The following is a 14404-nucleotide window of genomic DNA, read 5'->3' as shown; positions in this document are numbered from 1 at the left end:
ACCATAACCGAGTTATGTTGTGTAATCAAGCTGTTTTTTAGAAATGGCTTATTCACAGCTATCAAGATTATATCTCTTAAAGTGCTGCTATGTTAGAATTTAGATATCTTTACATGAACGTTTCGGAGGGAGTTACATGAGTCATATACCTATACCGGGTACCACGCAGCACAAACTCATACAGGCAGGATTGAAGCGTTTTGCCGAGATGGGATACCACAAAGCGGAAGTTGACGACATTGCTGCCGATGCCGGAGTGACCGTGGGAGCTCTTTATCACCATTACAAATCCAAAAAGAAATTTTACGGCTTGCTTCGGGATGACGTAACACTTCGAATATTGGATCGAATGGAGGCTGTTGCCGATGCAGCCCCTCCCGATCAGCGCCTGAAATCGGCTCTATTGACCGCTTACGACAGCATGATTCGCCTTAAAACGGGGCGATTGCTGTCTGAGCCAGATCCCCGTAAAGGAGACAATCCCGTTGCCTGTTATCTCGGTCAACTGGCCGCAGCATCAGGAGAAGAGGCTGGCGAAGAATTGGGCATCATTCTGGCGGAGGCACTGCGTGCCGCGTTTGCGCAAGTCGTGGAACATGACGGCAGTGAGGCTGCCATGAGGTCGGTACTAAACAGATTGTTAACGTCATGAATGGGATGTTTTGGTTATCCTTCACATTAATATGGTAATGAAATGTAACGGTAACTTATGACTGATCCCGGATCATATCGACGAAGTTCATGGCGGCAGCGGATAACGTTTCATGCTTGCGGGTGCAGACCGCTATGATATTTTGAAGCTCGATTCCATCAACAAAGACCCGGCTCAGTTCGCCGCGCTCCACATACTCTCGTACGACGAGTGAGGACACAAAGTTTGCACCGTATCCGGCAATGACGGCCATAATCGCTTCGTGCAGACCATTGAATTGCAGCGTGATCCGCGGGGAAGGCGCGCTATGGGTACGGCATAAGGCAAATAAACGTTCTCGCGTTGAACTGCCTTCCTCCCGCATAACAAAAGGCTCTCTCATCATCTCTTCCAGGGAGATACGCTGATTGGCATATCGGTGATCGGGGGATACGACGAACCATAACTCATCCCGGAACAGCTCCTCAATCTGTATCGTATTCGGAGATTCCTCTGGCAGACCGCCGTAGATCGCAAGGTCGACATTCATATGTAACAGCTGCTTAAGTGCATCGCTTGAATTCGTGGTGGTTATGCTCATTTCTACTTCTTCGTATCGCTGCTTGTATTTCGCAAGCCAGGCAGGCAGAAGAAAATGGGAAGGAAGATAGGTAGCCGCCATGCGGATCTGTCCCCTTGAGCCGCTGCGGTAATCCAGGCAGAATTGTTCAATCTGCTGCTCGACGGAGAAGAGTCTTTTGGCAAGCGGAACGAGCTCGGCTCCGGCCGCCGTCAATCCGATGCCCCTGCCCTGCGGCTTGAACAAAGTAAGGGAGAGCTCCTTCTCGAATTTTTTAATCTGGGCTGTTATGGCGGGTTGGCTTATATTCAACAATTCAGCAGCACGGGTAACACTGCCCGTTGTGGCGATAACGTGAAAGAGCCGTAATGCGTGTAAATTCATGAGTGCCGCACTCCTATCCATTCATATATTTAAGTTATATAAGTCCTTTAAATATATATTATATCTATAACAATAAATCACATACAATGATTTTGTAAGATCCATATGGAGAATAAGGGAGGAAGCGGGCATGCAAAAGAAGGATGATGCAGCTGCGACTTGGGATAAAGTAGACGATTACGTCACAGAACATTTGATTCCTTATGATGAGGTTCTGGAGAGGGTCTTAGCTGCAAATCGGGAGGCCGGATTGCCGGAGATTGATGTATCCAGGGCTCAAGGGAAGCTGCTGAACCTCATCGTCCAGATCAAGGGTGCGAAACGAATTTTGGAGATTGGTACGCTGGGAGGTTACAGTACGATCTGGATGGCCAGAGCGATTGGGGATGGGGGTCGGCTGATTTCACTGGAGCTCGATCCGCATCATGCCGACATTGCCACATCCAATATTGCGTTGGCCGGACTGGAGGATCGGGTGGAAATCCGGGTAGGCGATGCTGTGCTGCAGCTGGAGCAGCTGGCCAAGGAGAAGGTGGAGCCGTTCGATCTGATCTTCATTGATGCCGATAAACCCAACAATCCGAATTATTTGAAGTGGGCGTTACAGTTCTCACGTCCGGGCACCGTCATGATTAGCGATAATGTGATCCGGAATGGAGAAGTGATCGATCATCACAGCACAGACCCTCGGGTGCACGGTATCCGCAAATTCATGGATATGCTGTCCGCCCACTCCGCGATTTCCGGCACGGCGATTCAAACGGTGGGGAGTAAGGGGTATGACGGGTTTTATATCGGAGTTGTATCGTAAGCTGCTAGACTGGAGCATCGTTCCATTTGCGGTGATCTGTATCGGGTTAATGGCAGAAGGAAAGAGAACACGCAGCAATCGGATCCGTCTGTATTTGAAAAAAAGGAGGGTGTCCCAAGATCTTAGATCTGGCGGGATACCCTCCTATTGCTGTTAAGAGACGCTATTGCTCCGAATCGGGAATGACAAAAGATACGCTTGTCCCTTCATGGACCTCGCTTTGAATGGAAAGACCGCCTCCATACGTCTGAATCAATCTGCGATTCGTATTGTACAGGCCAATTCCTCTTTTGTCCTCTCGCGGAGCATCCAGCAAACCCTGTACCTTTTCTCTGCTCATTCCCATGCCGTTATCCTTGACCTGAATCAGCGTGGAAAGCTCCTGACGTTCAATACGAATGTGTACGGTTCCGCCCTTAGCGATTTGCATAATACCGTGCTGTACGGCATTCTCAACCAGAGGCTGAATTGTTAATGGAGGAAGCAGGAGGTGAATGTCCTGATCCACGTTCCATATGACATGGAGCCTGTTGCCATGTCGCTCCTGCTCAACGTACAAATATGCGCGTACAAGTTCGAGTTCTTCCGATAGTGAGACAAATTTGCCGGAGTTTTGATATTGAAAACTGATTTGCAGGTATGAACTAAAGGCCTCGTTAAGTTTCCGCATTCTTTCCACATCAATTTCACTCAATGCGTGGATTGAATTCAAAGTGTTGAACAAAAAATGCGGGTGGATTTGAGCTTGCAGATAGGCGGCTTCCATACGCAGACGCTCGTTCACGGACTGCTTTAATGTAATCAATGACTGAATACGGTATTTAAGCTCCATCGGATCCACTGGTTTCGTGACATAATCGTTGGCACCCGCCCGAAACCCCGCATACATGTCGGAGGGCTCGCTACGCGCCGTCAGCAGAAGCACAGGGAGCTCGGAAGGGGAATACCGTTCTCTTATCTTCCGTGTCAGCTCGTAACCGGAAATCTGCGGCATCATGACATCAGCGATTACCAAATCCCATGGCCTCGTTCCGAGCAATTCCAGCGCTTCTCCGGCCGAAGTTGTTAATTGCAGGTGGTAAGGTTCAGACATCAATATACTCGCAAGCACTCGCAAATTTACAAGGTTATCGTCAACGGCTAGGATGTTCATCTGCTCTTCCGCTGACGGGATTTCTGCGGTTTGGAGCGGCTGGTCATTCAGGTCGTTCCGGCTTGCCGCCATTTCTTCATAGGCCTCGAACCGAACGGCCGATATATCGGGGGACATCTCTACGTCAGTCAAATCAGCCAAAGGAAGCGTGAATGTAAACGTCGAACCCTTTCCGATTTCGGAGTGAACCGTCATCCAGCCGCCATGAAGCTCTACCAATTCTCTGCTGATGCTAAGGCCCAACCCTATGCCGTTGGTGTCGCCGTATCCGGGATTGCCTTGTTCGTATGGCAGAAATACCCGCTGCTGTGTTTCCTGATCCATTCCCGTTCCCGTATCCATTACCTTGATGAACATATGCCCTTTCTTGGCGTTGGCCGTTACGGCAATGATTCCTTCCTCGGTATGTTTGATGGCATTATGCAATAAATTCATGAGGATTTGCACAAGCCTCTTTTCATCCGCCATAACGAGAGGGAGGGCTTCGGATGTGTCTATATTCATTTTTAACTGCACAGTTTTTCCTTCGAGCAAATACTTCAGGATATCGATAACGCCATTTACGATAGAGGGAAGGGATAGCGGCTCGGCATGCAGTACGATTCGCTTTTCCCTCAGCCTTACGGCGTCCAGTAGATCATTCAGCAAATGCGACATCTGGCGTCCAACCTTAACAAGGAGCTTCATATCCTCCGCACTTCGATTGTCCATATTATGCTGCTCCCTGTCTGAGACGCTCTGGGCGATATTCATGATCCCGTGCAGCGGCGTTCGCAGCTCATGTGACGTCTGGGCCAAAAACCGGTCTTTCATTTTGTCCGCTTTCTGCAATTCGCGGTTGAGCTTGCTGATTTTATCGACGTTGCGGAAATAACGCTTAAACCAATAGGCAGAGAAACCGATGATGGCCGCGATGACATCAACGGGGTAATACACTTTTGGAAGTTCCTGATATTTATGGAGTGCTCCCCAAATAACACTGGAGAAAACGCCGCTGGCTGCCAAGAGCAGAAAGATCGCGTCATCCCGGCTTGCAGCCACCATTCTCCCGAACATATATATAGAGAAGATAATTGGCAATAAATAATGAATGGCAAAAACTTTGTATTCCACCGTCCAGAAAATAAGAGAAGCAGGCGCGATTGCAATAAATCCGGAATATAGAAGCAGGGAAACGCCATATGCGGTAAACCCTCGGCTGCGGGTCTTTATGGTGAAACTTCTGGTCATCTTCAATATGAAAAAAGATAGCCAGGAATAAGACAATATGGAGATTTTAAGATCCCAATCGTAATTGATGGACAGCCATTTCAGCAGTAAATCGTCATCTGACACTACAATCGTCACAGATGCGGTGAGAAGCAGCAGAAAAAAATCAAGAAGCGTCCATTCCCGCGGATTGAATAAGAACAGGATGCAGGAATACAGACTGTGAAGGATGAGCACAACGAATGTAATGAGCTGAAGATCGATGGAAAGTCCGCGTTCATCATGGATGGCTTGGCTGGATCCCAGCTTGATGGAATTTACAATTCCGCCTTGGTGTGGATGCTCATGGTTGGCCACGCGTATAATCAAATCGATGTCTTGTGTGTGTTTAGCGGGAGCGTAATCGACAACGAAGGGACTTCGAGCCGGTGAATAGTTGTCTTTGCCGTCCTCTCCGGTGTTGCCCATCTCTCCCATCTTAAGGCCGTTTATCTCGACACTCGCCGAAGCCTGAATCTGCTGGATCCAGAACGAAAGGGGAGCGGTTAAGGATGGATCGACCAGAATACGAAGCCGATAAGTTCCGGTACCATAGGCAGATCCAGATCCGGTTTCCTTCGTTTGGCTCCCCCGCCAATTTCCCGGAACCTGCACATAGCGATGCTGCGGATTGGTTTGCTCCAGCTCTTGTTTTGTGGCAAGCATGTCAGGATAGAACTCCCATTCTCCATCCAATGTTATGGATTTGGAATGAATGAGGTCCCAGTCGCGTAAATCGAGCACCCCTTGGGAAGCTTTCGGATGGTGGGGAGGAACGAAGGCCTCGATCCAATACCACCGAAGGCTGAGGAGCACGGACAGAAAAACAGCAACTGCCAATATATACTGAAGAATCTTTTTGGTTTGAATGCGATAGGTATGGTTTGCAGGTCGTGTTGGCACGGTTCACGTTCCCTTTTAGGTTTGGTATGGTTTAAAATCCGAGAATTCTTCTTCTTAATATACGAGAAAATGTGACGATCGTATAGCTATTCCCCATCAAAAAGCATTCGCTCGGTTCTTTGGTAATCGTCCTAAGTACTCACGGATAAGGTTTCCACTCACTTTTATTGAAATGGCATAGAAAATAACCGCCTTTTTACCTGTCATGAATCAGGAAAAAGACGGTTATGTTGATCATTGTTAGATTGGGGTCATCCTTGTAAGGGGCTACATTCCTACGTCATGTCCGGAAGGGCTCTTTGCATCTTGCTCCTTCGGGGTAAACGGCCACCAATTAGCCCGGCCGAAGATACGGACCATCACCGGTACGAAGAATGGCAGGAACAGGAGTGCGTAGAGCACAAGTCCAACCAGGACAACCGTTGCGATCTGCATCATGGACAGTACGCCGGACGGATACATTGCCGCAAATGTACCGCCAAGAATGACTACCGCGGACAGAATCACTGTACCCATGTTGCGCATGGCATGCAGAATGGCATCCTGAACATTCCAGGACTTGTTCTCGTTGAAACGCGCCATTAGGAAGATGCTGTAATCCACCCCAAGCGCGATCAGCATGACAAAGCTGAAGAACGGCGTGGCCCAAGTAATGCCGGAATACCCGAAGCCGTGAACGAAAATCATCTCTGTAACGCCGACAGCCGTAAAGTAAGTGATAACTAGTGAAACAATCAGATAGATCGGCATCACGATGGAGCGCAGCAGCACGACCAGGATAATGAAGATTCCGCTCAGCATGAGAATCACGGTTCGCGTGTAGTCTTCATTCGATATGTTCTGCAAATCGTTGTTCGTGCTTGTAATGCCGCTGATGGCAACCTCGGCATTCTCCAATTTCGTATCTTTTACTGCGCGATCTACAGCGGATTGAATCTGTTCGACGCTGCCCAGCGCCTCTTCGCTGTACGGATTGGTTGCCAGAACCACATCCAGCGTCATTACTTTGCGGTCATCGCTGAGATAGGTATCGAATACCGTCTGGAACTCTTCATTCTCAAGGGCTTCCTGCGGAATGAAGAACCCGCTGAGCTCTTCATCCTGAACGTCCTGGATCTGCTGCAGATAATCCTGTGCGGAATGCAGTCCGTCCGAAATTTGCTTCAACCCGTCCGCGCTGGCGTTCAGTCCTTCCGTTAGTTCGCCGATCTGGCCGGTTAGATCGCCAAAGCCGTCGGCAAGCTGCTTCTGGCCGCCCTGCAGCTGGTCCAGACCGCCTGTAATGGAAGGGATTTGGCTCACGATCTGTCCTTGCCCGTTAGCTGCCTGCGAAAGGCCGGATTGAAGCTCGGCGATACCGGAAACAAGCTGCTGAAGACCGTTGGCAAGCGCCGTTTGCCCGGCGGCTGCCTTAGCGTAGCCGGCATTGGCTTCCGATAAGCCGGCTGACGCGCCTTTAAGCTGCTCGGCGATTTGTCCTAACCCTGCTGCCAGCTCGGCTGTGCCTGCGGCTGTTTGTGTAACGGTACCTTTGATGGTTTGATAGTCGGCATCCTGAATGAGTTCCGGGTGGTTGCTCTCCAGTCCCGTGAAGGAGCCTTCAAGTCCACTCAGGGCAGCCGCAACGCCGTCCAGCTGTTCTTTAAGTCCGGCAACGCCGCCTTCAAGAGCTGCTAATCCGGTATCAAGCTGTTTATAACCTTGGAGCAGCTGGGCATGAGCTGCAGCTAACTCTTTCGCGCTTTTCGCAGCCTGGGCAAGCCCTGCTTTGAGTTCGCCTGCGCCTGCGCTGCCGCTCTGGATTCCTTTTTGGATAGCGCTGAGGCCTTGGCCAAGCTCCGTGATGCCGTCCTTGAGGTCGGCGGTTCCCTTGGTCAGCTCCTTGGCTCCCGCTGCGGCTTCATTCAGCTTCGGCGTATTCTCGCTGAGCTGCTTGCCTGCTTCGGATAGTCCATTCTGAATCTGGGTCAGTCCGTCTTTGGACTCTCCCAATCCTTCATTTAACGTTTTCACTTGAGTCGGAATGAGGAAATCGTTGATTTGCTCGCCGGTTGGCCGGGAGAGCCCGCGTACGCTGGACACGCCATCAACCTTTTCCACTTCCCGGCTGATTTTTTCCGCGAGTCCCATGTATTCCGCCGTATCCATGCGGTCATCGTTCTTGATCACGATGGTGGATGGCAGCGATTGTCCGGGGCCGAAGCTGTCCGAAATAATGTTAAAGCCCTTGACCGAAGCGTAACTTGGCCCGATCTCCTCCAGGCTGTTAAACGACAGCTTGCCGCTGTACGTAGCCAGGAAAGGGGCCACGATGACGGCTACGACAAGCAATGCAGCCCAAGGACGCTTAAGGGAGAAGGAACCTGCCGCTCCCCAAAGCTTGTTTTCGCTATGCTCCAGCTTGCCGCGTGACGGCCAGAAGAGCTTCTTGCCCAGCACCGCCATGAAGAACGGAACGACGGTAACCAATGCCAGAAGCATAACGGCGATGCCGATGGCAACCGCAACCGCGGATTTGTACAGAATGAATTTGGATAACCCGATGGCTGCAAAGCCGACAAATACGGCAAGCCCGGAATAAATCACGGTGCCGCCGGCTTTTCGGTAAGTCTCGATGATCGCCGTCTTGGTATCCTCCGACGTGGTAAGTTCTTCCTTAAACCGGCTGATCAGCAGGATGCAGTAGTCGGTCCCGATCCCGAACATGACGGCCACCATAAAGATCTGAGTGAAGGTCGATATCGGGAAGTTGAACTGGTCCACGAGAAAAGAAACGACCGACTGTGACACGATATAACTGAGCCCCACGGTCAACAGCGGGACGAACGGTGCCACGAAGGAACGGAATACAACGAACAGAATGAGCAGAATAAAGACAACTGTAATATATTCCGTTTTCTTCAGGCCTTCCTCGGAGCTGACGATGGTATCTTCATTAATGAGGCCTTCGCTTGTCAGGTAATGATCGGCTTGAACGCCTTCCAGCACCTGATCGACCTTCTGTGGCAGCTCTTTGACGGCTTCCTGGCCGCCGCTGACCTGAAGCGCGACCATGATGGTCTTGCCGTCTTTGGCGATGAGCGTGTCTTCCAGCTCCGTTTGTGTGAACGGTTCATTGATAGAATCGATATGGAGACTTTCTTTGTTATCGTTTAAAGCTTGAACGCCCTCCCGGATGCTCTCCTTATCCGATTCGCTTAACCCATCGGGTTTATTGAAGACGAGTGCAACCTGGTGCAGGGTTTCCCCGCCCTCGCCGCCGGAGGCTTCCTTGAGTATTTCCGCCGCGCGCGAAGAGGTATAACCGTCCGGTACGGATAATTGCCCTTTCTCCCGCACCAGATCCGACATGGACGGCGCGAACAGAAACAGCACAACTGCGGCAGCCAGCCACAGCACGATAATGGCCCATCTTGCTTTCAGTATAGCTTTCAATTCTTTCTCCCCCCTGATTCAAACATCAATTGCCCCAGTTTCTCGAACATCGAGATAAACATTTCGATATCTTTTTCTTCAAAATGCTGCAGGTAAGGGGAGACGATCTCCCTCATCTGTTCCTGGGCAGATTCAAAAATCGTATGTCCGTATTCCGTCAATGTCAGATACACCAGCCTGCGATCTGCTTCGTCCCGGGTCCTGTCGATAATGCCGGCATCCACGAGACGGTTGACGATAGCCGTAACCGAGCTTTTGCCAACCGCGAGAGCTTCTGCCAGATAGGATGAAGTACAGTGATCCGTGCCGTTGATCAAGCGTACCACTTGAAACTGGTCACTGGTCAGATCCTCGCCGAGCTGCTCTCGAATCTGGGCGTTGATCCGCCTCGATACAAGCAGATAGACATCGACATACCGGTCGATCCACTGCTTTGCCTTGTCGTTCAATGATAGTTCTCCTCTCAAATAGTTCACGTATGAAATAGTTTCATTAATGAACTATATGGCAGGAGGAAAGAAAAGTCAATATCCGCATGACGGCACATAACAAGCCTTGGAATAAAATCCTCGGGCAGGTGGTTGTATGGAGTTAATTCTACAGATCAATGTCCTCGACCAAGCGGGGAGGCGGGAACTTACCTCGAGTAATACGAATATCCCGGGTATTTCACGACGGGCCACTTTTCTTTGCGCAAAGCATCGGTGACTTCGTTTCCGATTTTCAGGTTATCCTGGGTCAGATTCCGAGGGGTCAAGGCCATCCACTGATTCAAGGAGATATCCTCGAACCGGTCGCTTCTGAACATCTCCAGAAACCACAAGGTTTCCGTACCCGTGTTCTGTATGTAGTGGCCGAAGGCAAATGGTACATAACCGACATCGCCGGCTCTGTAATCGAAGGTCCGCGCCGCTCCATTGCCGGCGAATACGGTCATTCGTCCTTGTCCGGTCATGTAATACTGCCACTCGTCCTGATTCGGATGCCAGTGAAGCTCCCGCATGGCGCCCGGTCTGATCTCGACAAGCGCGGCCGCTACCGTTTTGGAGATCGGAAAATTGCTGGAATCCACGATTCTTACGCTCCCGCCGGGGGTTATGAACGGTTCTTGCGCCAGCAGCCGATGCTTGAAACTCAGAGGCACCTTCCCGTAAGGAGACTGGACCTCTTGGCTTTTGAGCGAACCTGGCACCTGATCCTGAAAAATATAAACCTGTTCCTTCGGGATATGGCTAAACGCGTTCTCCGGAACGCCGAAGTTGGCGGACAGCACATCCTTTGGCGTGTGGGCAAACCAGTCAGAGATCGATAGGGTATTCAGGTCTGAGAAGTGGCCGTCATCGAAAACCAGCAGGAATTCACAGCCTTCCTCGAGTCCCTGGATCGAGTGGGGGAGACCGGCCGGAAAATACCACAGATCGCCAGGCCCCACATCTGCGATGAAATTTCTGCCGCTTGCATCCATGGCCGTAATTCTGGCGCTGCCCCAGATCATATAGGCCCACTCCGCCTGCTGATGCCAATGAAGCTCCCGGACGCCGCCGGGCGTAAGGCTCATATTCACGCCAGCCAGCGTGGTTGCAATCGGGAGGTCCCGTACCGTAATTTCCCGCGACCAGCCGCCATGATTTAGCTGCATATGCGTGTCGGAGAACGACATTTTCAGATTGGGCATCAAGCCTGAATCTGTGGCCGGGGGCACAAGCATGTCGGGATTCTCGATATCCCTCATCACATCCCGCGGGCCATAGTCCGGCCCGCCTGCTCCGTCGCTGCGTATCGGCTGGGGTACGCGCCCATGATTTCCTCTGTTCCGGTTCTGATCCTCCATGAATCGATATCTCCCTCACTAGGTTTTTTTGCGTAACATATCCGGTTAAACGGCTATCCATAATGGTTATGAGCCATCGCTTGGCTAATATGTTGAGGAATGCGAGGTCAGTCAAAGACGGTTTTCGCAATGATGTTTCTCACGTCAAAACGAAAAGGTGGTTGACATTTGAAAGCGCTGCAAATACAATAGGTTTCAAATAGATCTATGATAGATCTATCATAGATTCGGGAGGGACAACCATGAACCACAATGAGCTGCTGCTTGCTTTCTATGGCGATGACTTTACAGGTTCAACGGATGCGATGGAGGCGCTGGCCCGAAGTGGTTACCGCACGGTATTGTTTCTGGAAGCTCCTTCGCTTGATCGGCTGAAGAAGTTTGAAGGCATCCGTTGCATCGGGGTGGCAGGTACAAGCCGAGCCAAATCTCCGGAGGATATGGAGGCCGAGCTCCGGCCGGTATTTGAGAAGCTGTCCATGAGCGGCGCGCCGCTCGTCCACTATAAGACATGTTCCACCTTCGACTCTTCGCCTGAGGTTGGCAGTGTCGGCCACGCGATTGGGGTGGCAAGAGACTATTTTCCAGATCAGGTGACGGTTCCGCTGCTGGTCGGCGCCCCCCGCCTTGGACGTTATACGCTGTTCGGCCAGCATTTTGCGAAAATGCATGATACGGTGTACCGTCTGGATCGGCATCCCGTCATGTCAAAGCACCCTTCCACGCCGATGCATGAGGCGGATCTGCGTCTTCATCTTGCGCAGCAGACGGAGGATTCCATAACTTTAATGGATATTGTAGAACTGGATGGAGACAAGGATACGGTTCTTCACCGATATCGTGATAAACTGGGGGAGAAGCCGGGAATTCTGCTGTTTGATGCCTTGGATGAGGACAGGCTCAAGCGGTGCGGCCAGCTGATTCAGGACAAACCCGAAGGGGCGGGGGCATTTGTTGTCGGGTCGTCCGGCGTCGAATACGCTTTGGCTGCCCATTGGGATGAGCTCGGACTTGCTTCTCCTTCGTCGGAGAATAACAAACCTGGTGCGACCATTCGGCCAACCGATGCCATTCTGGTAGTGTCCGGGAGTGCTTCACCGGTCAGTCAGCTTCAGATTGAGCGTGCGATAGCCGAAGGGTATCACGGCATGCGTATTACGCCGGCCATGATCGGGGGTACAGATGATGCTGCCCGGCTGGGGCTTGTCCAGCAAGCGGTGGATAAGCTCCAAGAAGGACAAAGCGTGGTGCTCTACACGGCGCTGGGCCCAGAGGATGAAGCGATCGGTGAGACACGAACACGGTTGAAGACTATGGGACTATCCGGAGCGGAAGCGGGCGAGTACATCGGCAGAAGCCTCGGGAAATTAACCAAGCATGTCATGGATCAAGCCGGGCTGCGCCGAATTGTCATTGCTGGGGGAGACACCTCCGGTTTTGTCACCAGCGAGATGGGTGCTTACGGGTTGGAGATGATATGGGACGTATCCCCGGGAGCACCGCTGTGCAAGGTATATTCGGACGACGCAAGCCTGGACGGCCTGGAATTGGCTCTTAAGGGCGGACAGCTGGGATCGCCGGATTATTTTATCAAAGTGCGGGATGCCGGTTTTCCTGAACCGGATCAATAGCCAAGATAGGAGAATACACGAATGACGATGGATAAAAGCAAAGGGGCAGCTTCTTCTCTTCTGTTAAAAGATGTGGCCTATAACGAGATTAAGGAAAGCATTCTGAACGAGAAATTCGAGCCGGGTCGATTCTTGTCCGAGCGAGAATTGATTGAGCTGCTGGGAATGAGCAAGACGCCGATCAAAGCGGCGTTGACACGGCTGGAGACAGAGGGCTTTGTCACCGTTTCTTCGAAGCAGGGCATCATCATCAATGATCTATCCGTGAACCGGATTGTAGACATATACGATCTGCGGATTGCGCTGGAGACGTTCAACTGCCAGCAGATCGAATCCAGACTCACGCCTGAGCAGGAGAAGGAGCTGGAGGGCAATCTTGCCGAAACTGCCGACATCGTCAGCCGGCTTGATGTCAAAAATTTCGCTCAAGCCGACCATGATTTTCACTTGATCATTTGCGAATGTACGGGCAACCAGGAAATACACCGGGTGCTGCTGAACTACCATGATCATCTGCAGCGAATCACCCGCCGGCATTTGCGGAAGGATCCGCACCGGATGGAGAAGTTCCTGGAGGATCACTGGAAGATCTATGAGGCGCTCAAGACCGGCAAGGAGAGCAGCGCCGAGGTGATGCGCAAGCATTTGCAGGAATCGAAGCAAGCGCTTTTTATATAACAGAGAGATACGGGATCAGACCGCCATCTTGAATGACTACAAGGGGGAGAGACAATGAAGGCTGTATATGTGGAGGATGCGTACAAAGTTGTCGTTAAAGACGTGGACGTACCGGAGATCGGGGCAGGGGAGGTTCTGATCCGGGTCAAAGCCGCCGGCATTTGCGGATCGGATATTCATACCTACAAGGGACTGCACTTGTTCCGGAAGCCGCCCGTCATTATCGGCCACGAAGTGTCTGGCGAAATCGTGAAGGTGGGTAAGGACGTCACATCCTTTCAGATTGGTGATCGGGTAACCGTGGAGCCTCAGGTCGGCTGCGGCAAATGCGATTACTGCTTGACGGGCAGAACGAATTATTGCGCCGAGCGGGGAGCGCCGGGCTTGAAGGGCTGGTATGGCTCGATGGCCGAGTACTTTGCTGCGCCGGAAGCATGCGTATTCAAACTGCCGGATCAGCTGGATCATGAGCTGGGTGTGCTGGTAGAGCCCTTCGCGGTAGGGGTCCATGCGGTACGCAAGGCCGGGATCGAAGTCGGAGACAAGGTCGCTATTCTCGGTGCCGGACCGATCGGTCTGCTCGCCATGACGGCTGCGAAGGCTGCCGGCGCTACAACGCTCATGGTGACGGACGTCATGGATTATGCGCTTGAATCCGCCAAAGAGATGGGGGCTACCCACACTTTGAACATTCGCGGCAAGGGACGCTGGACTGAGGAAGCGAAGGTGGAAATTGCCGGCGAATTCGATAAGGTACTGATTGCAGCCGGGGTTCCCGGGATCGTGGATGATGCCCTTGCCTTGCTTCGCAAAGGCGGCCGCTGCGTAACGATAGCCATGTTCCATGGCACGCAAACCTTCGATATCGTGAATCTGCAGCAGACCGAGAAGGAAATTGTCGGCTGCATGACGTACACGCGTGAGGATACCATTTCCGCCATCGATTTGTTAGCAAGCGGAGCGGTGGACGTCAAAGCCGTCATATCCCATCGACTGTCTTATGAAGATGCCGCGGAAGGATTCCGCCTGGTAGACAAGAAGGAAGACGCTTCCTTGAAGGTCATCGTCACCTTTTAATTATCAACATTTCCCCGCAGCTTCTGCTTCTGGTAGCGGAGG

The 14404-nt window shown here is 51.6% G+C and carries 10 protein-coding genes; 5 read left to right on the top strand and 5 right to left on the bottom strand.

Annotated elements, in window-relative coordinates; all coding sequences use genetic code 11:
• Positions 1-136: 136 nt before the first annotated feature.
• The gene (locus M4D81_RS11530) at positions 137-652 is read left to right on the top strand and encodes a TetR/AcrR family transcriptional regulator (RefSeq protein ID WP_260066347.1); all 516 of its coding nucleotides are present in this window, start codon (positions 137-139) and stop codon (positions 650-652) included.
• A 55-nt stretch (positions 653-707) separates the two neighbouring features.
• Here M4D81_RS11530 and M4D81_RS11525 read toward each other — a convergent pair whose 3' ends face one another.
• Positions 708-1595 (bottom strand): LysR family transcriptional regulator, encoded by an 888-nt coding sequence (locus tag M4D81_RS11525; protein ID WP_260066345.1) that lies wholly within the window; start codon positions 1593-1595, stop codon positions 708-710.
• Between the two features lie 130 nt (positions 1596-1725).
• Here M4D81_RS11525 and M4D81_RS11520 point away from each other — a divergent pair, with 130 nt between their 5' ends.
• Positions 1726-2406 (top strand): O-methyltransferase, encoded by a 681-nt coding sequence (locus M4D81_RS11520; protein WP_260066343.1) that lies wholly within the window; start codon positions 1726-1728, stop codon positions 2404-2406.
• Between the two features lie 163 nt (positions 2407-2569).
• Here M4D81_RS11520 and M4D81_RS11515 read toward each other — a convergent pair whose 3' ends face one another.
• The 4 genes from M4D81_RS11515 to M4D81_RS11500 form a co-directional block, all read right to left on the bottom strand.
• The gene (locus M4D81_RS11515) at positions 2570-5710 is read right to left on the bottom strand and encodes a hybrid sensor histidine kinase/response regulator (protein WP_260066341.1); all 3141 of its coding nucleotides are present in this window, start codon (positions 5708-5710) and stop codon (positions 2570-2572) included.
• 267 nt (positions 5711-5977) lie between these two features.
• Positions 5978-9145, bottom strand: a complete 3168-nt coding sequence (locus tag M4D81_RS11510) for an MMPL family transporter (protein WP_260066340.1) — start codon at positions 9143-9145, stop codon at positions 5978-5980.
• On the bottom strand, positions 9142-9594 hold the full coding sequence (locus M4D81_RS11505) for a MarR family winged helix-turn-helix transcriptional regulator (RefSeq protein WP_071223214.1): 453 nt from the start codon (positions 9592-9594) through the stop codon (positions 9142-9144). The genes M4D81_RS11510 and M4D81_RS11505 overlap by 4 nt, the downstream gene beginning before the upstream one ends.
• Before the next feature lie 188 nt (positions 9595-9782).
• Positions 9783-10976 carry an oxalate decarboxylase family bicupin gene (locus tag M4D81_RS11500; RefSeq protein ID WP_260066338.1) on the bottom strand — a complete coding sequence of 398 codons (1194 nt, stop codon included), beginning with the start codon at positions 10974-10976 and terminating at the stop codon, positions 9783-9785.
• A gap of 242 nt (positions 10977-11218) precedes the next feature.
• Between M4D81_RS11500 and M4D81_RS11495 the strand changes: the two genes are divergently transcribed.
• Genes M4D81_RS11495 through M4D81_RS11485 form a run of 3 tightly spaced genes read left to right on the top strand, consistent with a single transcriptional unit; the run spans position 11219 to position 14362 of the window.
• A complete protein-coding gene (locus tag M4D81_RS11495; RefSeq protein ID WP_260066337.1) occupies positions 11219-12607 on the top strand; it encodes a four-carbon acid sugar kinase family protein in 1389 nt (462 codons plus the stop codon).
• 21 nt (positions 12608-12628) lie between these two features.
• Positions 12629-13285 (top strand): GntR family transcriptional regulator, encoded by a 657-nt coding sequence (locus M4D81_RS11490; protein ID WP_071223211.1) that lies wholly within the window; start codon positions 12629-12631, stop codon positions 13283-13285.
• A gap of 54 nt (positions 13286-13339) precedes the next feature.
• On the top strand, positions 13340-14362 hold the full coding sequence (locus tag M4D81_RS11485) for a zinc-dependent alcohol dehydrogenase (RefSeq protein ID WP_071223210.1): 1023 nt from the start codon (positions 13340-13342) through the stop codon (positions 14360-14362).
• Positions 14363-14404 lie beyond the last annotated feature (42 nt).

It is taken from the genome of Paenibacillus sp. p3-SID867 (genome assembly GCF_025142895.1).
Taxonomy (GTDB): Bacteria; Bacillota; Bacilli; order Paenibacillales; family Paenibacillaceae; genus Paenibacillus_AQ.
Note: the sequence above shows the minus strand (reverse complement) of the source record. Positions and strands in the feature narration are given on the sequence as shown.

Coding starts and splice junctions, on each gene's coding strand:
- M4D81_RS11495 (WP_260066337.1), top strand. CDS start 11,219: ATGAACCACAATGAGCTGCTGCTTGCTTTCTATGGCGATGACTTTACA.
- M4D81_RS11490 (WP_071223211.1), top strand. CDS start 12,629: ATGACGATGGATAAAAGCAAAGGGGCAGCTTCTTCTCTTCTGTTAAAA.
- M4D81_RS11520 (WP_260066343.1), top strand. CDS start 1,726: ATGCAAAAGAAGGATGATGCAGCTGCGACTTGGGATAAAGTAGACGAT.
- M4D81_RS11525 (WP_260066345.1), bottom strand. CDS start 1,595: ATGAATTTACACGCATTACGGCTCTTTCACGTTATCGCCACAACGGGC.
- M4D81_RS11530 (WP_260066347.1), top strand. CDS start 137: ATGAGTCATATACCTATACCGGGTACCACGCAGCACAAACTCATACAG.
- M4D81_RS11500 (WP_260066338.1), bottom strand. CDS start 10,976: ATGGAGGATCAGAACCGGAACAGAGGAAATCATGGGCGCGTACCCCAG.
- M4D81_RS11485 (WP_071223210.1), top strand. CDS start 13,340: ATGAAGGCTGTATATGTGGAGGATGCGTACAAAGTTGTCGTTAAAGAC.